Genomic DNA, 22778 nt, shown 5'->3' with positions numbered 1-22778 from the left:
ATGCTCGGCCGGGCCCTGCCCGGCAGGCCAGGATTCTTGCGGTTTCCGCAAAAAACTCGGGCTATGCCGTCGGCGGCTCGGCGATCAGGGCGGTCCCGATCCGGCGGAAGCCCGCCCGGCCGTAGATCCGTGCCACGTCGTCGTCGCCCGCCGACAGGAACACCGTCCGCGCGCCGCGCGCCAGCGCGTCCGCGGTCAGGGCCGCCGTCACCCCGAGCGCCAGCCCCTGCCGCCGCGCCGCCGGCAGCGTACCGACGCCGACCACCTCGGCCACGTCACCGACCGGGTTGTACTGCCCGGAGCACAGCACGACCCCGTCCCGTACGGCCACCGCCAGGGCGGTGCGGCCGGAGGCGAGCATCGCCGCCACATGCGCCCGGCGCAGCTCCGTCGAGGGATCGGTCACGGCGGTCGCCAGCTCCGCCGGGCCCGCCTCGCCCAGGGCCGTGCCCGGAGCGGCGAAGGCCAGCATCGGCACGGCCACGGCCGCCGCCAGCAACGGGTCCTCGGCGCCCATCAGCCGGACCTCCGGATGCGCCGCGCCGGCCTCGTCCGCGGGCTCCCACACCATCAGCGGGTGTGCATGAACATGCAGTCCGGCCGCTTCCACGGCGGCCCGCAGCGAGGGGGTGGTTTCGGCCACCCATTCGAAGGCCTGGGGCACCTTCAGTTCCCGCTGTCGCTCCAGCACCCGCAGTACGTCCGCCGGACCGGCCTGCGCCGCGGCGCCGAGCGTCGGGCGGGCGTAGTAGGGCCAGCCCTGGCCTTCCTGGACGAACAGGGTCAGCGGGCCGAAGTCCTCGGCCCGCGCCCCGCCCACTCGCGGCACGGTGTCGTAGTAGCGCTCCAGCGCGTCAAGAATCGTCACCGCGCCATGGAAGCAAAACAGCCCTGCTCAGGCACCTTCTTTGTGCTCAGGCACCTTCTTTGAGCACCCGGGAGACCAGCTGCCGCTGCGCCTCGGACAGGTGCGGGTCGTGGCAGGTCACCGTCCGCCCGTCGACCGTGATCCGGTACGAGAACCCGTCCCGGACCCGGTCGCCGGGGTGCGACGCCGGACCCGGCCGCAGCGCGAGCAGGGCCAGCGCCTCCCATTCCTCCTCGTCGGGCCGGCCCGAGGTGTCCACCTCGGCCCTGCGCTCGATGCCCGCGAAGCCGCCCGTCCGCACCACGTGAATCCGCATGGCACCTGTCTACTGCATCGAAGATCTCCTCGTCAGGAGGTCGGGACGCCGACCGTGGACCACGCCTTGGTCAGGGCCCGGTGCTCCGCCCCGCCCTCGCCGTACCGGGCGACCGCCGCCGCCAGGGAGAGCCGGGCGAAGTCGGCGAAGGTGGCCTTCGTGCCCAGCTCCCCGCCGGTGAGCGTGTCGTACCAGATCTGCCCGGCCCGCTCCCAGGCCTTGCCGCCGAGCTCGGTGGCCAGCAGGTAGAAGGCGTGGTTGGGGATGCCGGAGTTGATGTGCACGCCGCCGTTGTCGCGGGAGGTGTTGACGTAGTCGTCCATCGTGGCCGGCTGCGGGTCCTTGCCGAGCTCGTCGTCGTCGTACGCGGTGCCGGGCGCCTTCATCGAGCGCAGCGCGACCCCCGTGACGTTCGGGCCGAGCAGCCCGGCGCCGATCAGCCAGTCCGCCTGGTCGGCGGTCTGGTCGAGCGTGTACTGCTTGATCAGGGAGCCGAAGACGTCCGACATCGACTCGTTCAGCGCGCCGGCCTGCTTGTAGTACTCCAGGTTGGCCGTGTACTGCGTGACACCGTGGGCGAGCTCGTGCCCGATGATGTCGACGGAGACGGTGAAGTCCAGGAAGAGGTCGCCGTCGCCGTCGCCGAAGACCATCTGGCGGCCGTCCCAGAAGGCGTTGTTGTAGTCCTCGCCGTAGTGGACGGTCGCGTCCAGCGCGAGGCCCGCGTCGTCGATCGAGTGGCGCCCGAAGGCCTTCAGGAAGAGCTCGAAGGTGGCGCCGAGGCCCGCGTAGGCGCGGTTGACGGTGGCGTCCTTGTGCAGCGGGTCGCCCTCGCCGCGCACCTTGGTCCCGGGCAGCCGGGTGCGGTGCTGGGCGTCGTAGACGGTGCGTTCGGGCTCGTCGGAGGGGGGCGCGGACAGGGCGGCCGGGGCGATGCCCCGGACGGTGGTGATGCGCCGCCGGGTGCGCTGGAGGGCGTCGTGCTCCAAGGTGGCCTGGGCGATGTCGGCCCGGCGGGCGTTGTCGGAGCGGGCGATGCGGTCCAGCAGGTGCGGCGGGACGATGGTGCAGAAGACGGGGTGGCGGTCCCCACGGGTGGCATCCATGAACGGCAAATGTGGCAGTGCGTCATGGTGCTGTCACTAGGCGCGAGCATGATTCATTCGTCTGTCTGAAAGGGGTGGGGTCATCCTTGACGGTTCGCCCGGACCTTGCCGTTCCGCGGGAGACGTAGGCCACAATTGGTGTAAATCGGACAGGTGGGTCCCGCATACTGAAACAGTCCCGCGCATCACCGCGCGGCTCGGCTATGGTCGGCCCATCATGCGTTTCGGGCTGCTTCTCCTTAGCTGCCGCGGCGAGGGCCTGTAGTCGTAGGCCGACCCCCTCCCCGCGGAGTCTGGTGTTGCGCCGTCCACCTCGTGCGAGGGAGTACGGACCCGTCGGCCGCTGAAGCGAACTACGCGCGGACACGCGAGGAGCCCAACGCCATGAGCCAGACCATCGGTCGCCCCACGCCCATCACGAACGCGACCCACACCCAGAAGCCGTCCGGGATGCCGATCCACAAGTACGGCGTCTACGAGCAGGTGGACCTGCCGGACCGCACCTGGCCCGACCGGCGCATCACCAAGGCCCCGCGCTGGCTGTCCACCGACCTGCGCGACGGCAACCAGGCCCTGATCGACCCGATGAGCCCCGCCCGCAAGCGCGAGATGTTCGACCTGCTGGTGCGCATGGGCTACAAGGAGATCGAGGTCGGCTTCCCGTCCTCCGGCGAGACCGACTTCGCGTTCGTACGCTCCATCATCGAAGAGGGCGCGATCCCGGACGACGTCACGATCTCCGTGCTGACCCAGGCCCGCGAGGACCTGATCGAGCGCACCGTGGAGTCGCTGCGCGGCGCCCGGCGCGCCACCGTGCACATGTACAACGCGACCGCCCCGACCTTCCGCCGGGTCGTCTTCCGCGGCTCCAAGGAGCAGATCAAGCAGATCGCGGTCGACGGCACCCGCCTGGTCATGGAGTACGCCGACAAGATCCTGGGCGACGAGACCGTCTTCGGCTACCAGTACAGCCCGGAGATCTTCACCGACACCGAGCTGGACTTCGCCCTGGAGGTCTGCGAGGCGGTCTGCGACGTCTGGCAGCCCGAGGCCGGCCGCGAGATCATCCTCAACCTGCCCGCCACCGTGGAGCGTTCGACGCCGTCCACGCACGCGGACCGGTTCGAGTGGATGTCCCGGAACCTGACCCGCCGCGAGTTCATCTGCCTGTCCGCCCACCCCCACAACGACCGCGGCACCGCCGTGGCCGCCGCCGAGCTCGCGGTCATGGCCGGCGCCGACCGCATCGAGGGCTGCCTGTTCGGCCAGGGCGAGCGCACCGGCAACGTCGACCTGGTCACGCTGGGCATGAACCTGTTCTCGCAGGGCGTGGACCCGCAGATCGACTTCTCGCAGATCGACGAGATCCGCCGCACCAGCGAGTACTGCAACCAGATGGAGGTCCACCCGCGCCACCCCTACGCGGGCGACCTGGTCTACACCGCCTTCTCCGGCTCCCACCAGGACGCCATCAAGAAGGGCTTCGACGCCATGGAGGCCGACGCGGCCGCCCAGGGCAGGACGGTGGACGAGATCGAGTGGGCCGTTCCGTACCTGCCCATCGACCCCAAGGACGTCGGCCGCTCCTACGAGGCCGTCATCCGCGTCAACTCGCAGTCCGGCAAGGGCGGTATCGCCTACGTCCTGAAGAACGACCACAAGCTGGACCTGCCCCGCCGGATGCAGATCGAGTTCTCGCGGATCATCCAGGCCAAGACCGACGCCGAGGGCGGCGAGGTCACGCCGAAGGACATCTGGAACGTCTTCCGGGACGAGTACCTGCCCAACCCCGAGAACCCCTGGGGCCGCATCCAGCTGCTGTCGGGCTCCACGGCCACCGACAAGGACGGCACGGACACGCTCACCGTCGAGGCGGTCGTGGACGGCTCGGAGACGGTCCTCAGCGGTACCGGCAACGGTCCGATCTCGGCGTTCTTCGACGCGCTGGCCGGCATCGGCGTGGACGCCCGGCTGCTGGACTACCAGGAGCACACCATGAGCGAGGGCGCCTCCGCGCAGGCCGCCTCGTACATCGAGTGCGCCATCGACGGCCGGGTCCTGTGGGGCATCGGCATCGACGCCAACACCACCCGCGCCTCCCTGAAGGCCGTCATCTCGGCCGTCAACCGCGCGGGCCGCTGACGCCGTTACGCCGACGCCGACGCCGTACGCGGAGGCCCTGGCACCGAGCCGTACCCGGACCCCGCGCCTCCTCCTCCCCGGGAGGCGCGGGGTCCGCGCGTCCCGGCGGGTGGCCGGCCGCCCGTCCGGCGCGTCGGAGGCGGGTCAGGGGTGGTCTCGCGTACATCCGAAAGAGGGAGTGCCCCGGCGTCCGCCACGGCGACGCCGGCGGTGACGCAGGTGCGGTCGAGGACCTCCGCGGCCGGTTCCGTAGCGGGGCCCGCAGGCGGGGGCCGTCGATGTCGGCCGCGGGGACGTGGGCTCCGGCACGGGCGAAACGGTCGGCGGTGGCGCGGCCGAGCCCGCTCGCGGCGCCGGTGACCAGACAGGACGGGGTGTGCACGCGGCGAAGCGTAAGGGGAGCGCGAGGGGCACCGGGGGCGCACTTCGGCCAAGTGCGCGCGCCGGGCCATGTTGTCTTGTCACACGACTGACGCATCCTCATCGATGTGGCTAACATCACGCCAACAACCCGGCGAAGTCGCCGGGAAGTTACGGAGGCGGAGGTCGACGTGCTGCCAGCTCGGGGTGGGACCAGCCGGAAGATCGCGGTCTGGGGCATCCGTACCACCTGGAACACCGTCGGGGACGGCGAGTTCTTCTGCCCGGCCTGCGGGGGCGACCGCAACTACCGCCGCCGCACGGGCCGCCGCCGGTTCACCCTCCTCGGGGTGCCGCTGATGCCGCGCGGCGAGGTCGGCCCGGTGGTCGAGTGCGCGGGCTGCCGCGACCGGTTCGACACCGACGTGCTGGACCACCCGACCACGACCCGCTTCACGGCGATGCTGCGCGACGCCGTCCACACCGTCGCCCTCGCCGTGCTCGCCGCCGGCGGCGGCACGGCCGCGCGCCCGGCGCTGGAGGCCGCGGTGGGCGCCGTACGGAACGCCGGCTTCCAGGACTGCACGGAGGAGCAGCTGGAGACCCTGGTCGAGGCGCTCGGCCTGGAGGAGGGCCGGCTGCCGGGCCTCTACGACGGGCCGGAGTGCTGCGGGGCCGCCCTGTCCATCGAACTCCACGAGGCGCTGGAGCCGCTGTCCCCGCACCTGGCCCCGGCCGGCCGCGAGTCGCTGCTGCTCCAGGGCGCCCGGATCGCCCTCGCCGACGGCCCGTACACGCCCGCCGAGCGTGAGGTTCTGGCCACGGTGGGCGCCGCGCTGCGGCTGGACGCCGACGAGATCTCGCGCCTGCTGGCGGCCGTGCGCAGCTCGTCGTAGCGCCGTCCGCCCGTCGGGAAGCCGCTCCGGTGCCTCCGGGGCGGCTTCGCTTATCCCACCCCAGGGTTGTCTGCCACTGGAGGAACCCACAGAATCGGCGGACGTCGCTCTCTACATTTTGTAGAAGTCGACGGTATCTGTGAGGCCGCCCACAGGCGTTCAATTTCGGTCACACGACGAGACGCCGGCTGTAACACAGCGGGGCTTCGATCCACGTGAACGCACTGAAACCCTGGCGGCCCCCCGCACCACGAACCGCGCCCGCCCAGGGATAACCAGGTCTCCTCTCATTTACCTACCTCCCCTGAAGGGCAAGGCAGAGATGGCACGTGTCGCCGCCCGGCTCTCCACCGACGGAGAGCAGAGCACGCACCCGGTCGACGAGGTGCTCCCCCTCCCCAAGCTCGCGCTGTACGGCTTCCAGCACGTCCTGGCCTTCTACGCCGGCGCCGTGATCGTCCCCATCATCGTCGGCAACGCACTGAAGCTCAGCCCCGAACAGCTGGTCTACCTGATCAACGCGGACCTCTTCACCTGCGGTATCGCCTCGATCGTCCAGGCGCTCGGCGTCGGCCGGATCGGCGCGCGGCTGCCGCTGATCCAGGGCGTCACCTTCACCGCTGTCTCCCCGATGATCGCCATCGGCCTGGGCGCCGGCGGTGGCACCGCCGCCCTGCTGGCGATCTACGGCGCCGTGATCACGGCCGGCATCGCCACGTTCGCCTTCGCCTGGCTGCCCGCCAAGGCCTTCCGGGCGGTCATGCGGCTGTTCCCGCCGGTCGTGACCGGCACCGTGATCACCGTGCTCGGCATCGTCCTGATCCCGGTCGGCCTGAACGACGCGGCGGGCGGCCTCGGCACCCCCGACTTCGGGGACCCGAAGAACTTCGCCTACGCCGGCGGCACGATGCTCTTCATCCTCGTGCTGATGCGGCTCGGCCGGCCCTTCCTCTCCAGCATCGCCATCCTGCTCGGCCTGGTCGGCGGCACCACCGTCGCCTTCCTGTTCGGCGACGCGCACTTCGCCGGGGTGGGTGACGCCGACTGGGTCGGCATCACCACGCCGTTCCACTTCGGCGCCCCGAAGTTCGCGTGGTTCCCGATCCTGCTGATGCTCATCGTCATGCTGATCACCATGGTCGAGACGACCGGTGACACCTACGCCGTCGGCGACATCGTCGGCAAGGAGGTCGACAGCGAGACCGTGGCCCGCGCCCTGCGCGCCGACGGCGCGGCGACCGCGCTGGGCGGAGTGCTCAACTCCTTCCCGTACGTGGCGTTCGCCGAGAACGTGGGCCTGGTGCGGATGACGAAGGTCAAGAGCCGGTTCGTGGTCGTCGCCGCCGGTGTGTTCATGATCGTGCTGGGCCTGCTGCCGAAGGCGGCCGCCGTCGTCGCGGCCGTCCCGCACGGGGTCCTGGGCGGCGCCGCCACCGTCATGTTCGGGATGGTCGCCCTGGCGGGCATCCAGACGCTGGCCCGGGTCGACCTCAAGGAGGAGAAGAACGCGCTGGTCGTGGGTGTCTCGCTGGCCTTCGCCCTGCTCCCGGCGACCGTTCCGGTGCTCTTCAAGGAGCACATGGGCACCGACCTGTCCTCGCTCCTCAACAGCGGTGTCACGCTCGGCGCCACGGCCGCGATCGTGCTGAACCTGATCTTCAACGGCCCGGCCCGCGACGACGCCCACGGCCCGAAGGCCGCGATTGCCGAGGCCGCGACCGGCAGCGCCGGGACCGAGCCCGAGGCCGCGACCGCCGAGACAGCGACCGGCAGCGCCGGGACCGAGCCCGAAGCAGCGTCCGACAAGGCCGCGACCGACAAGGTCGCGACCGACAAGGCCGGGGCCACCGACGAGACAGCCGTGGCCCCCGCCCCCTGACCCTCCCAAGGGGCACCCCGGCCGGATCCCCCCCGGCCGGGGTCGCCGCGCGACCGGGTACGGGAGAATGGCCGCATGAGTCTGTTCCGCGACGACGGCATCGTGCTGCGCACCCAGAAGCTGGGTGAGGCGGACCGCATCATCACCCTGCTGACCCGGGGACACGGACGGGTGAGGGCGGTGGCGCGCGGCGTACGGCGGACCAAGTCCAAGTTCGGTGCCCGGCTGGAACCTTTCTCCCACGTCGACGTCCAGTTCTTCGCCCGCGGCAGCGACCTCGTCGGACGCACCCTCCCGCTGTGCACGCAGACCGAGACCATCGCCGCGTACGGCAACACGATCGTCACCGACTACGCCCGCTACACCGCCGGCACCGCGATGCTGGAGACCGCCGAGCGGTTCACCGACCAGGAGGGCGAGCCCGCCGTCCAGCAGTACCTGCTGCTGGTCGGGGCCCTGCGGACCCTCGCCCGGGGCGAGCACGCGCCGGGCCTCGTCCTCGACGCGTTCCTGCTGCGCTCCCTCGCCGTCAACGGCTACGCGCCCAGCTTCCAGGACTGCGCCCGGTGCGGCATCCACGGCCCCAACCGGCACTTCTCCGTCGGCGCGGGCGGGGTCGTCTGCGGCGACTGCCGCGTTCCCGGCAGCGTCGTACCATCACGTGAGGCCATCGGGCTGCTCAGCGCCCTGCTGACAGGGGACTGGGCGACCGCCGACGCGGCGGAGCCGCGGTACGTGCGCGAGGGGAGCGGACTCGTCTCCGCCTATCTGCACTGGCATCTGGAGCGCGGGCTGCGCTCCTTGCGTTACGTCGAGAAGTGACCGAGATCGGAGACTGAAAGCGCCATGGCAGTACGCGGATTCCTGGGACGCTCCCGCCGCGAGTACAAGCTCCCCGAGCCGCATCCGTCCGGTGCCCGGCCGCCGAAGATCCCGGGTGAGCTGGTGCCGGAGCACGTCGCGATCGTGATGGACGGCAACGGCCGCTGGGCCAAGGAGCGCGGCCTGCCCCGCACCGAGGGCCACAAGGTCGGCGCCGAGCGGGTGCTCGACGTCCTCCAGGGCGCCATCGAGATGGGCGTCGGCAACATCTCGCTGTACGCCTTCTCCACCGAGAACTGGAAGCGTTCGCCCGACGAGGTGCGCTTCCTGATGAACTTCAACCGCGACTTCATCCGCAAGACCCGCGACCAGCTCGACGAGCTCGGCATCCGGGTGCGCTGGGTCGGCCGCATGCCCAAGCTGTGGAAGTCGGTGGCCAAGGAGCTCCAGATCGCCCAGGAGCAGACCAAGGGCAACGACAAGCTGACGCTGTACTTCTGCATGAACTACGGCGGCCGGGCCGAGATCGCCGACGCCGCCCAGGCCCTCGCCGAGGACGTCAGGGCCGGCCGGCTGGACCCGTCGAAGGTCAACGAGAAGACCCTCGCGAAGTACCTGTACTACCCGGACATGCCCGACGTGGACCTGTTCCTGCGCCCGAGCGGCGAGCAGCGCACCTCGAACTACCTGATCTGGCAGAGCGCGTACGCCGAGCTGGTCTTCCAGGACGTGCTGTGGCCGGACTTCGACCGGCGCGACCTGTGGCGGGCCTGCCTGGAGTACGCCCAGCGCGACCGCCGGTTCGGCGGGGCCGTCCCCAACCAGGTGGAGCCGGGCGGCTCCGAGGGCTGACGGAAGGCGATCGACCCGGTCCCGCCGCGGCACTAGGCTCCGCTGTCATGCACATGAATGAAACGGAGCCGGCCGCGGCGGCCGGCGCGGGGACCGGGGACGGCGTCGAGCTCGTCTACGAGGTCACCACGGCCGATCTCGCCCGGGCCATCCGGGTCCGGGCCCGGGCGACGCCCGCCCTGCGCCGGGAGCGGTGGCTGTTGCCGCTGCTCGGCGGCTCCTCGGTCCTGATCGGCGGCGGCGCGCTGCTGGCCGGGCGGACCACGGCGAAGTCGGTGCTGTTCCTCGCCCTGGGCCTGCTGCTGTGCGCACTCATGCTCATCGGCCCCCGGCTCCAGGCGCGTGCCTTCGCCGGGATGCTGGCGAAGGCCGGGCGGACCCGGACCGTCGTCGACGGCTCCGGGATCACGGTGCTCACGCAGCAGTACGCCACCCGCATGGAATGGACCGCACAGCCCGCCTACGCCGAGACGGACGAGCTCTTCCTCACGCTCGACCTCGACAAGCGCGCGGCGTCCATGACGATCCTCCCCAAGCGGGGCCTGCGGGCCCCCGAGGACGCCGACCGGCTGCGGGAGCTCCTGGACGCGAACCTGCGGCGGATCTAGGAGAGGGCGGCCGCGCAGTCCGCGCAGGTGCCGAAGATCTCCACGGTGTGCGCGACGTTGACGAAGCCGTGCTCCGCGGCGATCGCGTCGGCCCACTTCTCCACCGCCGGACCCTCCACCTCGACGGCCTTGCCGCACTTGCGGCAGACCAGGTGGTGGTGGTGCTCGCCGGAGGAGCAGCGGCGGTAGACGGACTCGCCGTCGCTGGTGCGCAGCACGTCCACCTCGCCGGCGTCGGCGAGGGACTGGAGGGTGCGGTACACGGTGGTCAGGCCCACCGAGGCGCCACGGTGCTTGAGCATGTCGTGCAGCTCCTGGGCGCTGCGGAACTCGTCCACCTCGTCCAGGGCGGCCGCCACGGCGGCGCGCTGCCGGGTGGATCGTCCTCGTACTGGCGCGGTATTCGTCTCGCCAGGCGCAGTCGCCACCGTTTCCTCCTCGTATCGGGTCCCGAGCAGGGCCTCGGGGCCATTGTGCCAGGCCGCTACACCTTCACATCGTCGCGCGTGCAGACTGCTTCGGCGGACCGGGCCGCGTTGGCACGCCTTTTGGCCAACGGCGCGGACAGCGCGGTCGTCGTCACGAACACGGCGATGGCGAGCAGCACGATGGTGCCGCCGGAGGGGGCGTCGAGGTAGTACGTGGTGACCGTGCCGCTCAGCGACACCAGCACGCCGATGGCCATGGCCACCGAAAGGGTCGCGGTGAATCCGCGGGTGACGCGCTGGGCGGCCGCGACCGGGATCACCATCATGGCGCTGACCAGCAGCAGGCCCACGATGCGCATGGCCACGGTGACGGTGACCGCGGCGGTCACCGCGAGCAGCAGGTTCAGGGCGCGCACCGGCAGGCCGGTGACCCGGGCGAACTCCTCGTCCTGGCAGACGGCGAACAGCTGCCGGCGCAGGCCCAGGGTGACGGCGGTGACGAAGGCGGCGAGGATCACCACGGCGGTGACGTCCGCGGCCGAGACGGTGGTGATCGAGCCGAAAAGGTAACTGGTCAGGTTGGCGGTGGAGCCGCCCGGCGCCAGGTTGATGATCATGACGCCGCCGGCCAGACCGCCGTAGAACAGCATCGCCAGCGCGATGTCGCCGCTGGTGCGGCCGCGGGAGCGGATCAGCTCCATGCCGACCGCGCCCGCCACGGCCACCAGGGTGGCCGTCCAGACGGGGCTGGTGTTCATCAGGAAGCCCAGCGCGACACCGGTCATGGCCACGTGGCCGATGCCGTCGCCCATGACGGCCTGGCGGCGCTGGACGAGGTACGTGCCGATGGCGGGCGCCGTGATGCCGACCAGGACGGCGGCGATCAGCGCCCGCTGCATGAAGGCGTAGTTCAGGAGGTCCATCAGCTCAGCAGTCCCGTCCGCAGGGGCTCGGCGTCGTGCGCCGCGTGGGGGTGTACGTGGTCGTGGCCGGGCAGGGCGTGCTGCCCGACGGCCTCCGGCGGCGGGCCGTCGTGCACGACGCAGCCGTCGCGCAGGACCACGGCGCGGTCGATCAGCGGCTCCAGGGGGCCCAGCTCGTGCAGCACCAGCAGGACGGTGACGCCGGCGGCGACCTGCCCGCGCAGGGTGTCGGCGAGGACCTCCTGGTTGGCCAGGTCCACCCCGGCCATCGGCTCGTCCATGATCAGCAGCTCGGGCTCGACGGCCAGGGCGCGGGCGATCAGCACCCGCTGGTGCTGGCCGCCGGAGAGGGCGGACACGGGGGCGTCCGCGTGGGCGTCCATGCCGACGGCGGCCAGGGCGGCCGCCACGGCGGCCTTGTCGGCCTTGCGCAGCAGGCCGAAGCGGGTACGGGCCAGCCGGCCGGAGGAGACGACCTCGCGGACGGTGGCCGGGACGCCGCTGGCGGCGGTGGTGCGCTGGGGCACGTACCCGATGCGCGACCAGTCCCGGAAGCGCTTGAGGTCGGTCCCGAAGAGGGTCAGCTCGCCGCTGCTCAGCGGCACCTGGCCGACCACCGACCGGACGGCGGTGGACTTGCCGGAGCCGTTGGCGCCGAGCAGCGCGACGACCTCACCGCGCCGGACGGTGAGGTCGATGCCGCGCAGCACGGGGCGCGAGCCGAGCGAGGCGGTGGCCCCGCGCAGGGATATGACGGGCTGGTCCAGCGGCGGGTGAGCGGTGGACTGCGTGGCGCGCGCCTCCGTGGGCATGGCGGCCTCCGTTGCCATTACTTGCTACCGAGTGCTTTCTGGAGGTTGGTCAGGTTGGACCGCATGACGGCGAAGTAGTCAGCGCCCTGGGACTTGTCGGTGATTCCCTCCAGCGGGTCCAGGACGTCGGTCCTGAGCCCGGTGTCGGCGGCGAGGCTCTTGGCGGTCTTGTCGCTGGCCAGGGTCTCGAAGAAGACGGTGGTGACGTGCTCCTTGCCGGCGAGGGCCTGGAGCTCCTTCATCCGCGCCGGGCTCGGCTCGGACTCGGGGTCGACGCCGGAGATGCCCTCCTGGTCCAGGCCGTAGCGCTCGGCGAGGTAGCCGAAGGCGGCGTGGGTGGTGATGAAGGTCTTCGACGCCGTGTTCTTCAGGCCGTCCTTGAACTCGGTGTCCAGAGCGCCCAGCTTCGCGACGAGCTCGTCGGTGTTCTTCCTGTAGTCGGCCGCGTGCCCGGGGTCGGCCTTCTCGAAGGCCTTGCCGACGCCTCGGGCGATCTCGGCGTACTTGACCGGGTCGAGCCAGACGTGGGGGTCGGTGGAGGACTCGCCCTCGGTGCCGTGGGCGTGGTCGTGGCCGGCTTCCGCCTCGCCCTCGTGCGCGTGGTCGTGCCCGGAGGCGCCGTGGGACTCCAGCTCGGTGAGGGTGGCGGCGTCGACGGTGTTCTTGACGCCGGCCTGGGCGACGGCCTTGTCGACGGCCGGCTGGAGGGTCTTGAGGTAGAGCACCACGTCGGACTCGCCGAGCTGGGCGGTCTGCTTCGGGGTGATCTCCAGGTCGTGCGGCTCCACGCCCGGCTTGGTCAGGGCGGTGACGCTCACGTGGTCCTTGCCGATCTGCTCGGCGAGGAACTGCAGGGGGTAGAACGACGCCGTCACGGCGAGCTTGCCGTCCGCGCCGCCGCTGCCGGTGCCCGAGCCGGAGCAGCCGGTCAGGGCGGTGGCGCCGAGGGCTGCGGCGGCGGTGAGGGCGGCGGTGGGTATGAGGCGTCGTACGTTCATGACATCCATTTTCATCAAATGTGGAAACGGTTGTCAAAAACCCTGGTGGAGGGCCTGCGGGAGGGGCCGGGAAGGGGGTCCCGATTTGAAAGGGGAGGGGCGGGCGCCGGTAACCTGAAGCATTCGCGTTCGTCCTCGTAATGAAGAGAGCATCGTGGCCGCCGACAAGATCGACACCATCGTCAGCCTCAGCAAGCGCCGTGGCTTCGTCTACCCGTGCAGCGAGATCTACGGCGGACAGCGTGCCGCCTGGGACTACGGGCCGCTGGGTGTCGAGCTGAAGGAGAACATCAAGCGCCAGTGGTGGCGCGCGATGGTCACCTCCCGTGAGGACGTCGTCGGTATCGACTCCTCCGTGATCCTCGCCCCCGAGGTCTGGGTCGCCTCCGGCCACGTGGCCACGTTCTCGGACCCGCTGACCGAGTGCACCTCCTGCCACAAGCGCCACCGCGCCGACCACCTGGAGGAGGCCTACGAGGCCAAGCACGGCCGCCTCCCCGCGAACGGCCTGGCCGACATCAACTGCCCCAACTGCGGCACCAAGGGCCAGTTCACCGAGCCCAAGCAGTTCTCCGGCATGCTGGAGACCCACCTCGGCCCGACCCAGGACACCGGCTCCAAGGCGTACCTGCGCCCTGAGACCGCCCAGGGCATCTTCACCAACTTCGCCCAGGTGCAGCAGACCTCGCGCAAGAAGCCGCCGTTCGGCATCGCGCAGATGGGCAAGTCCTTCCGGAACGAGATCACTCCGGGCAACTTCATCTTCCGGACCCGCGAGTTCGAGCAGATGGAGATGGAGTTCTTCGTCAAGCCGGGCGAGGACGAGCAGTGGCACGAGTACTGGATGGCCGAGCGCTGGAACTGGTACCGCGACCTCGGCATCCGCGAGGAGAACATCCGCTGGTACGAGCACCCGAAGGAGAAGCTCTCCCACTACTCGAAGCGCACCGCCGACATCGAGTACCGCTTCAACTTCGGCGGCAGTGAGTTCTCCGAGCTCGAGGGCGTGGCCAACCGCACCGACTTCGACCTCAAGGCCCACTCCGAGGCCTCCGGCCAGGACCTGTCGTTCTTCGACCAGGAGGCCGGCGAGCGCTACGTGCCGTACGTCATCGAGCCGGCGGCCGGCGTCAACCGCGCCATGCTCGCCTTCATGCTCGACGCGTACGTCGAGGACGAGGCCCCCAACGCCAAGGGCGTCATGGAGAAGCGCACCGTGATGCGCCTCGACCACCGCCTGGCCCCGGTCAAGGTCGCCGTCCTGCCGCTGTCCCGCAACGCGCAGCTGTCCCCGAAGGCCAAGGGCCTCGCGGCCGACCTGCGCAAGAACTGGAACATCGAGTTCGACGACGCGGGCGCCATCGGCCGCCGCTACCGCCGCCAGGACGAGATCGGCACGCCGTTCTGCGTCACCGTCGACTTCGACACCCTGGACGACAACGCGGTGACCGTGCGCGAGCGCGACACCATGAAGCAGGAGCGTGTCTCCCTGGACCAGATCCAGGCCTACCTCGGCGCCCGTCTGCTCGGCTGCTGAGCACTCCACGAAGGGCGGCAGCCCGACCGAGGCCGGTGGCCGGTACGCACCACGCGCGTACCGGCCACCGGCCTTTCGGCTCGCCGCAGACGACCAGGCCACCGCGCCTTGAGCTCAGGCCGCAGCCCCGGCCGCAGCCCCGGACGCGGCTCCGGACGCGGCTCCCGACCACGGCCTCCCGCGCGTAGGCCGGCCCGGACCCGCTCACCAGGACACCGGCCCGGCTCGAATGATCCCCAAGACGTCCGGAGCTACGTACTCCGGTCCCGCGCCGGTCAGGGGCGGTTCAGGGGCGGAGTCCCCGGACCACCAGGGCCGTCACCGCCGCGAACTCCGCGCCGATGGTGGGGGACTGCCACTCCGCCGCGTACTGCGGGTCGTGGAACCGTCCGGTGGCGTCGAACACGGCACGCGCGGCGGCCGGGACGTCGGTGGCGGCGAGGCTGCCCTCGCTCACTCCTTCGTCGATGATCTCGCCCAGCTGGGCGACCAGCTCCGCCAGATGCGTCTCGACCACACCGCTGTTCTCGGCCAGCAGCACGGTGTAGGTGGCGAACAGTTCGGGATCGTCCCCCGCCTTGTGCCGCTTGGCGTCGAACAGCGCTTCCAGCCAGGCCTCCAGCCGGTCCGGCGCCGGCCGGTCGCCGGCCGCGGTGATCTCCCTCAGCCGCACCTCCGTCCGGGCGAGCCAGCGCTCGGTGACCGCCTCACGCAGCGCGGCCTTGGAGGGGAAGTGCCGGTAGACACTGCCGTGGCTGACCCCGAGGGCCCGCGCCACGTCCACCACCGTGGCCTTCGTCGGCCCGTAGCGGCGCAGCACCTCCTCGGTGGTTTCGAGGATGCGCTCGGGGGTCAGGGGCTCGGCGGCAGCGGGTGGCATGTCTACGACCGTACCGCCAGCTCAGTGCTCACTGTCCAGGTGGGCCATCTGCGCCTGCGGGTAGCGCTCGCCGGCCGCGGCGCCCGCCGGGACGGCCTCCTCCACGGCGGCCAGGTCGGCGGCGTCCAGGGTGACCTCCAGCGCGCCCAGGGCCTCGGCCAGCCGGTCCCGGCGGCGGGCGCCGACCAGCGGCACGACGTCCTCGCCGCGCGCGAGCACCCAGGCGATGGCTATCTGCGCGACCGAGACGCCCTTCGCCTCGGCCACCTTGCGCAGGGCCTCCACCAGGTCGAGGTTGCGGCTGAGGTTCTCCCCCTGGAAGCGCGGGCTCATGCCGCGGAAGTCGCCCGGGGACAGCTGCCGGTCCCGGGTGAAGTGCCCGCTGATCAGGCCGCGGGAGAGCACGCCGTACGCGGTGACGCCGATGCCCAGCTCGCGGGCGGTGGGCAGGATCTCCCGCTCGATGCCGCGGGATATCAGCGAGTACTCGATCTGGAGGTCCGAGATGGGGGCGACCGCCGCGGCCCGGCGCATCGTCCGGGCGCCGACCTCGGAGAGCCCGATGTGCCGGACGTGACCGGCCTGGACCGCCTCGGCGATGGCGCCGACGGTCTCCTCGATCGGGACGTCCGGGTCCACCCGCGCGATCCGGTAGATGTCGATGTGGTCCCGGCCGAGGCGCTGGAGCGAGTAGGCCAGGAAGTTCTTGACGGCCTCGGGACGGCCGTCGTACCCGGTGAAGCCGCCCTCCACGGTGCGCAGCGCGCCGAACTTCACGCTCGTCAGCGCCCGCTCCCGGGCCTCGGCGGGGGCCGTGCGCAGGGCTTCTTCGATCAGCATTTCGTTGTGCCCCATGCCGTAGAAGTCGCCCGTGTCCAGGAGGGTGACACCCGCGTCGAGGGCCGCGTGGATGGTCGCGATCGACTCGGCGCGGTCCGCTGCGCCGTAGAGGGCGGACATGCCCATGCAGCCCAGGCCGATCGGGGAGACGACCGGTCCGGTGCGCCCGAGGGCGCGCGCGGGGCGGCCATGGCCGCCCGAGGCGTTGGACCGCTCGGACCGCTCGGACAGGTTCGAGGTGTCGGCGGGGGCGGCGGGGGCGGAGGGGTTCTGGGGGGATGCGTTCGTCGTCATGCCATCGAGATTGGCATGACGGCTGACAGATTTCAATATCTGTCACTCGTCATGACGAAAGGCGGCCGCGCGGGCAACGAAAAATCGCCGCGGCACTCAGTGCCGCGGCGTACGAGCGGGAGCCGTCCGCCTCCCCGTCAGGCGTGCGGAGGAGCGCCGGCCGGCGCCGGTTCCGGCGGTGGCGGCGGCACCTCCAGGGCCTTGGCCGTCTCCTCGGCGGTCCGCCGGGCCCACGGGCCGCTGGAGACGATGCCCACCACCAGCACGATCAGCCCGCAGCAGGTGATCACCCACCAGGCCGGCCGGGCCGCGTCGGCGAAGCCGGCCGCCGGGAAGCCCGAGGCGGCAGCGTGCGCGCTCCCCGCCCCGGCCAGCCCCGCCGCCAGCACCGCGCCGATCACCGCGACGCCCAGGGTGCCGCCCGTCTGCCGACTGGTGGCGGCCACCGCCGCTGCCACCCCGGCCTGGGCGCGCGGCATGCCGGAGACGGCCGTGTTGGTGATCGGCGAGTTGACCATGCCGAAGCCCACGCCGAAGAGCACGTAGGCCAGCAGCATCAGCCCGTCGTACCGCTCCGCGCCGAACGCGGCGAACAGCAGCGAGCCGGTGCCCATCCCGATGCCCGCGACCACCAGTGGCAGCCGCGGCCCCCGGCTGCCCACCAGCCGCCCCGACAGCGGGGCGATCAGGCACGTCATCAGCGCCAGCGGCAGCATCCACAGCCCGGCGTGCAGGGCGTCGAGCCCGCGCACGTCCTGGAGGTAGAGCGTGGTCAGGAACAAGAACCCCGACAGCGCGGCGAACGCGCTGACGGCGATCACGACCGCGCCGCTGAACGGCGCGCTGCGGAAGAACCGCGGGTCGATCAGCGGCTCCGCGCGCCGCGGCTCGTAGACCAGGAGTCCGGCGAACGCCGCCACGGCGACGGCCGCGCAGCCCAGCACGAGCCCGGAGCGCAGCCCGGCCTCGGGCGCCTCGATGATCCCGTACGTCAGCGAGCCCAGCAGGGCCATGATCAGCAGCTGGCCCACCGGGTCGGGACGGCGCGGCCGCGGCGCCCGGGACTCGGGGATGAACCGCAGCGTCAGGACGAGAGCGACGATTCCGATCGGCAGGTTGAGCCAGAAGATGGACCGCCAGCCCACCGAGTCCACCAGGACACCGCCCACCAGCGGGCCGGCCGCCATGGAGATGCCGGCCACACCGCCCCAGACGCCGATCGCCCGGGCCCGTTCGGCCGGATCGGTGAAGGTGTTGGCGATGATGGACATCGCGACGGGGTTGAGCATCGCCGCGCCGACGGCCTGGACCGCGCGGAAGGCGATCAGCCAGCCCAGGCTCGGCGCGAGCGAGCACAGCAGCGAACCCAGCAGGAACATGCCCAGGCCGGTCACGAACACCTTGCGGCGGCCGATCCGGTCCCCGGTGGCTCCGGCCAGCATCAGCAGGGTGGCCATGACCAGGGTGTACGCGTCGATGGTCCACTGCATGCCCGCCACGGACCCCTGCAGCTCGCGCCGCATCTGGGGCAGGGCGACGTTGAGGACGGTGTTGTCGAGGCTGACGATCAGCAGGCTCAGACAGCAGATCGCCAGCACGACCATGCGCCGCCGGTGGCTCAGCTCGGTCATGGCGCCGAGCTTACGAACAATGGCGCGCGGCGGCATGCGCGACAATGGGGGGATGACCACGCTGCCTCCCGCCCTCGCGATCGGCCCGCACACCGTGCAGCCGCCGGTGGTGCTCGCGCCGATGGCCGGCATCACGAATGCTCCGTTCCGCACCCTGTGCCGCGAGTTCAGCGACGGCAAGGGCCTGTACGTGAGCGAGATGATCACGACGCGGGCGCTGGTCGAGCGCAACGAGAAGACCATGCAGCTGATCCACTTCGACGAGACCGAGAAGCCGCGGTCCGTTCAGCTGTACGGGGTGGATCCGGTGACCGTGGGCAAGGCCGTCCGGATGATCGTCGAGGAGGACCTCGCCGACCACATCGACCTCAACTTCGGCTGCCCCGTCCCCAAGGTCACCCGCAAGGGCGGCGGCTCGGCGCTGCCGTACAAGCGGAACCTGCTGCGGGCGATCCTCAAGGAGGCCGTCGGCGGGGCAGGGGACCTGCCGGTCACCATGAAGATGCGCAAGGGCATCGACGACGACCACCTGACCTACCTGGACGCGGGCCGGATAGCCGTCGAGGAGGGCGTCACCGCGATCGCCCTGCACGGGCGCACCACGGCCCAGCACTACGGCGGCACCGCCGACTGGGAGGCGATCGCCCGGCTGAAGGAGCACGTGCCCGAGATCCCGGTGCTCGGCAACGGCGACATCTGGTGCGCCGAGGACGCGCTGCGGATGGTGCGCGAGACCGGCTGCGACGGCGTGGTCGTCGGCCGCGGGTGCCTGGGCCGGCCGTGGCTGTTCCACGACCTGGTCGCGGCCTTCGAGGGCCCGCCGCAGGAGACGTTCGCGCCCTCGCTGCGCGAGGTGGCGGCCGTGATGATCCGGCACGCGACGCTGCTGGGGGAGTGGATCGGCGACGAGGCGCGCGGGGTGATCGACTTCCGTAAGCACGTGGCCTGGTACCTCAAGGGCTTCTCGGTGGGGTCCGAGATGCGCAAGAAGCTCGCGGTCACCTCGTCCCTGGCCGAACTGGACGCTCATCTGAGCGAGCTTGATCTGGACCAGCCCTGGCCCGTGGGCGCGGACGGCCCGCGGGGCCGGACGTCCGGAAACAACCGGGTTGTCCTGCCCGACGGGTGGCTGAAGGATCCCTACGACTGCGCCTGGGTGAGCGAAGAAGCGGAGCTGGACACGTCCGGAGGGTGAGAAACCCCCTCCCATCCGAGCGTGAGATACGCCACGCATGGGAGGGGTTGCGCTCATATGAGCGCTCACATCACGGGTAAGACTTCCAAAGGGTGGCACTGGGTGCCACCCTTTGTTCGTTCAAGACTTGAACGCAAATGTATCGATGATCGCTCATCCGAGCGCAATCAAGCCGAACCGAGGCTGTTCGGGTTCGGGTAGTGAAGGGTGGGCGGGCGTTTGGGCTACCCATTAGTTACTTTCGATCCATGGGCGCACGGGTGGTTACAGCCATATGACGGCCAAGTGGACGTACCCAGACGCCTTCGATCTGGGTATGTTCCTCGCCGTCAGGGCAGCCACCGAGTCGTCGAGGAGTCGAGACCCGTGTCGGAAATCAAAGATCAGAAGTTCGTCTACGACTTCACCGAGGGGAACCGCGACCTCAAGGACCTTCTCGGCGGCAAGGGAGCCAACCTCGCCGAGATGACCAACCTGGGTCTGCCGGTCCCTCCCGGCTTCACCATCACCACCGAGGCCTGCAAGGTCTACCTGGACAGCGGCGAGGAACCCGCCGCGCTGCGCGACGAGGTCAGCGCCCACCTGGACGCCCTCGAGCAGAAGATGGGCAAGAAGCTCGGCCAGTCCGACGACCCGCTCCTGGTCTCCGTCCGTTCCGGCGCCAAGTTCTCCATGCCCGGCATGATGGACACCGTCCTCAACATCGGCCTCTCCGACACCTCGGTGACCGGCCTCGCCTCCCAGGCCGGTGACGAGCGCTTCGCGTGGGACTCGTACCGCCGCCTGATCCAGATGTTCGGCAAGACCGTCCTCGGCGTCGACGGCGAGCACTTCGAGGAGGCGCTCGACGCCGCCAAGGAGGCCAAGGGCGTCACCGTCGACACCGACCTGGACGCGGCCGACCTGAAGAACCTGGTCGAGAAGTTCAAGCAGATCGTCAAGACCGCGACCGGCCGCGACTTCCCCCAGGACCCGCGCGAGCAGATGGACCTCGCCATCAAGGCGGTCTTCGACTCCTGGAACGGCGACCGCGCCAAGCTCTACCGCCGCCAGGAGCGCATCCCGCACGACCTCGGCACCGCCGTCAACGTCTGCTCCATGGTCTTCGGCAACCTCGGCCCCGACTCGGGCACCGGCGTCGCCTTCACCCGCGACCCCGCCAGCGGCCACCAGGGCGTCTACGGCGACTACCTGCAGAACGCCCAGGGCGAGGACGTCGTCGCGGGCATCCGCAACACCGTCCCGCTCGCCGATCTGGAGCAGATCGACAAGAAGTCCTACGACCAGCTGATGCAGATCATGGAGACGCTGGAGACCCACTACAAGGACCTCTGCGACATCGAGTTCACCATCGAGCGCGGCCAGCTGTGGATGCTCCAGACCCGGGTCGGCAAGCGCACCGCCGGCGCGGCCTTCCGCATCGCCACCCAGCTCGTCGACCAGGGCCTGATCGACGAGGCCGAGGCCCTCCAGCGGGTCACCGGCGCCCAGCTCGCCCAGCTGATGTTCCCCAAGTTCGACGAGCAGGCCAAGGTCGAGCAGATCGGCCGCGGCATCGCCGCCTCCCCGGGCGCGGCCGTCGGCAAGGCCGTCTTCGACTCGTACACGGCCGTCAAGTGGTCGCGCTCCGGCGAGAAGGTCATCCTGATCCGCCGCGAGACCAACCCGGACGACCTGGACGGCATGATCGCCTCCGAGGGCATCCTGACCTCGCGCGGCGGCAAGACCTCGCACGCCGCCGTCGTCGCCCGCGGCATGGGCAAGACCTGTGTCTGCGGCGCCGAGGAGCTCGACGTCGACACCAAGCGCCGCCGCATGACCACGTCCTCGGGCCAGGTCGTCGAGGAGGGCGACGTCGTCTCCATCGACGGCTCCACCGGCAAGGTCTACCTCGGCGAGGTACCCGTCGTACCGTCCCCGGTCGTCGAGTACTTCGAGGGCCGCATGCACGCCGGCGCCGACGACGCCGACGAGCTGGTGGCCGCCGTCCACCGGATCATGGCCTACGCCGACCGCGTCCGCCGCCTGCGGGTGCGTGCCAACGCCGACAACGCCGAGGACGCCTCGCGCGCCCGCCGCTTCGGCGCCCAGGGCATCGGCCTGTGCCGCACCGAGCACATGTTCCTCGGCGAGCGCCGCGAGATGGTCGAGCGCCTGATCCTCGCGGACACCGAGGAGGAGCGCGAGGCCGCCCTCGCCGAGCTGCTGCCGCTGCAGAAGAAGGACTTCATCGAGCTGTTCGAGGCCATGGACGGGCTGCCCGTCACCGTGCGCCTGCTCGACCCGCCGCTGCACGAGTTCCTGCCGGACATCACCGAGCTGTCGGTGCGCGTCGCGCTGGCCGAGGCCCGCAAGGACCCCAACGAGAACGACCTGCGCCTGCTCCAGGCCGTGCACAAGCTGCACGAGCAGAACCCGATGCTGGGTCTGCGCGGCGTCCGCCTCGGCCTGGTCATCCCCGGCCTGTTCGCCATGCAGGTCCGCGCCATCGCCGAGGCCGCGGCCGAGCGCAAGAACGCCAAGGGCGACCCGCGCGCCGAGATCATGATCCCGCTCGTGGGCACCGTCCAGGAGCTGGAGATCGTCCGCGAGGAGTCCGAGGCGGTCATCGCCGAGGTCGAGGCCGCCACCGGCGTCGAGCTCAAGCTGGCGCTCGGCACCATGATCGAGCTGCCGCGCGCCGCCGTGACCGCCGGTCAGATCGCCGAGGCCGCCGAGTTCTTCTCCTTCGGCACCAACGACCTGACCCAGACGGTGTGGGGCTTCTCCCGCGACGACGTCGAGGCCAGCTTCTTCACCGCCTACCTGGAGAAGGGCATCTTCGGGGTCTCGCCGTTCGAGACCATCGACAAGGACGGCGTCGGCTCCCTGGTGCGCCACGCGGTGGAGCAGGGCCGGGCCACCCGCCCCGGCATCAAGCTCGGCGTCTGCGGCGAGCACGGCGGCGACCCCGAGTCGGTGCACTTCTTCCACGAGGTCGGCCTCGACTACGTCTCCTGCTCGCCGTTCCGCATCCCGGTGGCGCGTCTGGAGGCCGGCCGCGCGGCGGCCGAGTCGAAGGGCTCCGACAGCCGCTGACCCTTACAGAGCGGCAGCCCCACGGACCGCGCGCCTGCCCCCGGGTTCCCTGACCCCCGAGGGCAGGCGCGCCCACGTTTGTGGAAGAAGGCGATTGTTCAACAAATCTTTACGGCAGCAGGCGGCGGACGGATCCCCACCCGTCCACCGCCTGCTGTCAATCTGCCAGGCACGTCGGCGCTTCCCGGTGCGACCGACCGCCAGGCCCCGCAAAGCCCCCCACGGCCTTCGCGGAGCGTTTCGGTCGCACCGGAGTGTGCCTGGCGGAGTACAGGATTTCGGTTGTCACGCCCCTGCCGAAAGGGGTTTCAAC

The 22778-nt window shown here is 70.9% G+C and carries 19 protein-coding genes; 9 read left to right on the top strand and 10 right to left on the bottom strand.

Annotated elements, in window-relative coordinates; genetic code table 11:
* Positions 1–61 precede the first annotated feature (61 nt).
* Genes LG632_RS01945 through LG632_RS01935 form a run of 3 tightly spaced genes read right to left on the bottom strand, consistent with a single transcriptional unit; the run spans position 62 to position 2290 of the window.
* Complete coding sequence (locus LG632_RS01945; RefSeq protein WP_226724551.1) at positions 62–868, bottom strand: GNAT family N-acetyltransferase; 807 nt, start codon at positions 866–868, stop codon at positions 62–64.
* 46 nt (positions 869–914) lie between these two features.
* Complete coding sequence (locus tag LG632_RS01940) at positions 915–1184, bottom strand: protealysin inhibitor emfourin (protein WP_226724550.1); 270 nt, start codon at positions 1182–1184, stop codon at positions 915–917.
* 32 nt (positions 1185–1216) lie between these two features.
* Complete coding sequence (locus LG632_RS01935; RefSeq protein WP_226724549.1) at positions 1217–2290, bottom strand: M4 family metallopeptidase; 1074 nt, start codon at positions 2288–2290, stop codon at positions 1217–1219.
* 384 nt (positions 2291–2674) lie between these two features.
* On the opposite strand from LG632_RS01935, the gene leuA reads away from it, so the two are divergent.
* From leuA to LG632_RS01900, 6 genes are all read left to right on the top strand, one after another.
* Positions 2675–4432 (top strand): 2-isopropylmalate synthase, encoded by a 1758-nt coding sequence (gene leuA, locus LG632_RS01930; RefSeq protein WP_226724548.1) that lies wholly within the window; start codon positions 2675–2677, stop codon positions 4430–4432.
* A gap of 551 nt (positions 4433–4983) precedes the next feature.
* Complete coding sequence (locus LG632_RS01920) at positions 4984–5688, top strand: TerB family tellurite resistance protein (protein WP_226724547.1); 705 nt, start codon at positions 4984–4986, stop codon at positions 5686–5688.
* Positions 5689–6010: 322 nt separating this feature from the next.
* A complete protein-coding gene (locus LG632_RS01915) occupies positions 6011–7567 on the top strand; it encodes a nucleobase:cation symporter-2 family protein (protein ID WP_226724546.1) in 1557 nt (518 codons plus the stop codon).
* Positions 7568–7642: 75 nt separating this feature from the next.
* The gene (gene recO, locus LG632_RS01910; protein WP_226724545.1) at positions 7643–8389 is read left to right on the top strand and encodes a DNA repair protein RecO; all 747 of its coding nucleotides are present in this window, start codon (positions 7643–7645) and stop codon (positions 8387–8389) included.
* Positions 8390–8413: 24 nt separating this feature from the next.
* On the top strand, positions 8414–9241 hold the full coding sequence (locus LG632_RS01905) for an isoprenyl transferase (RefSeq protein ID WP_226724544.1): 828 nt from the start codon (positions 8414–8416) through the stop codon (positions 9239–9241).
* Between the two features lie 47 nt (positions 9242–9288).
* On the top strand, positions 9289–9849 hold the full coding sequence (locus tag LG632_RS01900; RefSeq protein WP_226724543.1) for a YcxB family protein: 561 nt from the start codon (positions 9289–9291) through the stop codon (positions 9847–9849).
* On the opposite strand, the gene LG632_RS01895 is transcribed toward LG632_RS01900, so the two are convergent.
* The 4 genes from LG632_RS01895 to LG632_RS01880 are packed head-to-tail and all read right to left on the bottom strand — an operon-like array spanning position 9846 to position 13010.
* A complete protein-coding gene (locus LG632_RS01895) occupies positions 9846–10277 on the bottom strand; it encodes a Fur family transcriptional regulator (protein WP_226724542.1) in 432 nt (143 codons plus the stop codon). The genes LG632_RS01900 and LG632_RS01895 overlap by 4 nt on opposite strands.
* Before the next feature lie 56 nt (positions 10278–10333).
* Entirely contained in the window at positions 10334–11200 is an 867-nt protein-coding gene (locus tag LG632_RS01890) for a metal ABC transporter permease (protein WP_226724541.1), read from the bottom strand.
* Entirely contained in the window at positions 11200–12012 is an 813-nt protein-coding gene (locus LG632_RS01885; RefSeq protein ID WP_226724540.1) for a metal ABC transporter ATP-binding protein, read from the bottom strand. The genes LG632_RS01890 and LG632_RS01885 overlap by 1 nt, the downstream gene beginning before the upstream one ends.
* A 17-nt stretch (positions 12013–12029) precedes the next feature.
* Positions 12030–13010, bottom strand: coding sequence for a metal ABC transporter substrate-binding protein (locus LG632_RS01880; RefSeq protein ID WP_226724539.1), 981 nt, complete (start codon positions 13008–13010; stop codon positions 12030–12032).
* A gap of 154 nt (positions 13011–13164) precedes the next feature.
* Here LG632_RS01880 and LG632_RS01875 point away from each other — a divergent pair, with 154 nt between their 5' ends.
* The gene (locus tag LG632_RS01875) at positions 13165–14547 is read left to right on the top strand and encodes a glycine--tRNA ligase (protein WP_226724538.1); all 1383 of its coding nucleotides are present in this window, start codon (positions 13165–13167) and stop codon (positions 14545–14547) included.
* Positions 14548–14833: 286 nt separating this feature from the next.
* Here LG632_RS01875 and LG632_RS01870 read toward each other — a convergent pair whose 3' ends face one another.
* The 3 genes from LG632_RS01870 to LG632_RS01860 form a co-directional block, all read right to left on the bottom strand.
* Positions 14834–15427 (bottom strand): TetR/AcrR family transcriptional regulator, encoded by a 594-nt coding sequence (locus tag LG632_RS01870; protein WP_226724537.1) that lies wholly within the window; start codon positions 15425–15427, stop codon positions 14834–14836.
* A 21-nt stretch (positions 15428–15448) separates the two neighbouring features.
* Positions 15449–16561, bottom strand: coding sequence for an aldo/keto reductase (locus LG632_RS01865; protein ID WP_226724536.1), 1113 nt, complete (start codon positions 16559–16561; stop codon positions 15449–15451).
* 137 nt (positions 16562–16698) lie between these two features.
* Positions 16699–18192, bottom strand: a complete 1494-nt coding sequence (locus LG632_RS01860) for an MFS transporter (RefSeq protein WP_226724535.1) — start codon at positions 18190–18192, stop codon at positions 16699–16701.
* A gap of 52 nt (positions 18193–18244) precedes the next feature.
* Between LG632_RS01860 and dusB the strand changes: the two genes are divergently transcribed.
* Together dusB and ppdK are read left to right on the top strand one after the other, a co-directional pair.
* A complete protein-coding gene (gene dusB, locus LG632_RS01855) occupies positions 18245–19387 on the top strand; it encodes a tRNA dihydrouridine synthase DusB (RefSeq protein WP_226724534.1) in 1143 nt (380 codons plus the stop codon).
* Positions 19388–19672: 285 nt separating this feature from the next.
* Complete coding sequence (ppdK, locus tag LG632_RS01850) at positions 19673–22465, top strand: pyruvate, phosphate dikinase (RefSeq protein ID WP_374203376.1); 2793 nt, start codon at positions 19673–19675, stop codon at positions 22463–22465.
* The last annotated feature ends 313 nt before the right edge of the window (positions 22466–22778 follow it).

The organism is Streptomyces antimicrobicus (assembly GCF_020532625.1).
Classification (GTDB): domain Bacteria; phylum Actinomycetota; class Actinomycetes; order Streptomycetales; family Streptomycetaceae; genus Streptomyces; species Streptomyces antimicrobicus.
Note: the sequence above shows the minus strand (reverse complement) of the source record. Positions and strands in the feature narration are given on the sequence as shown.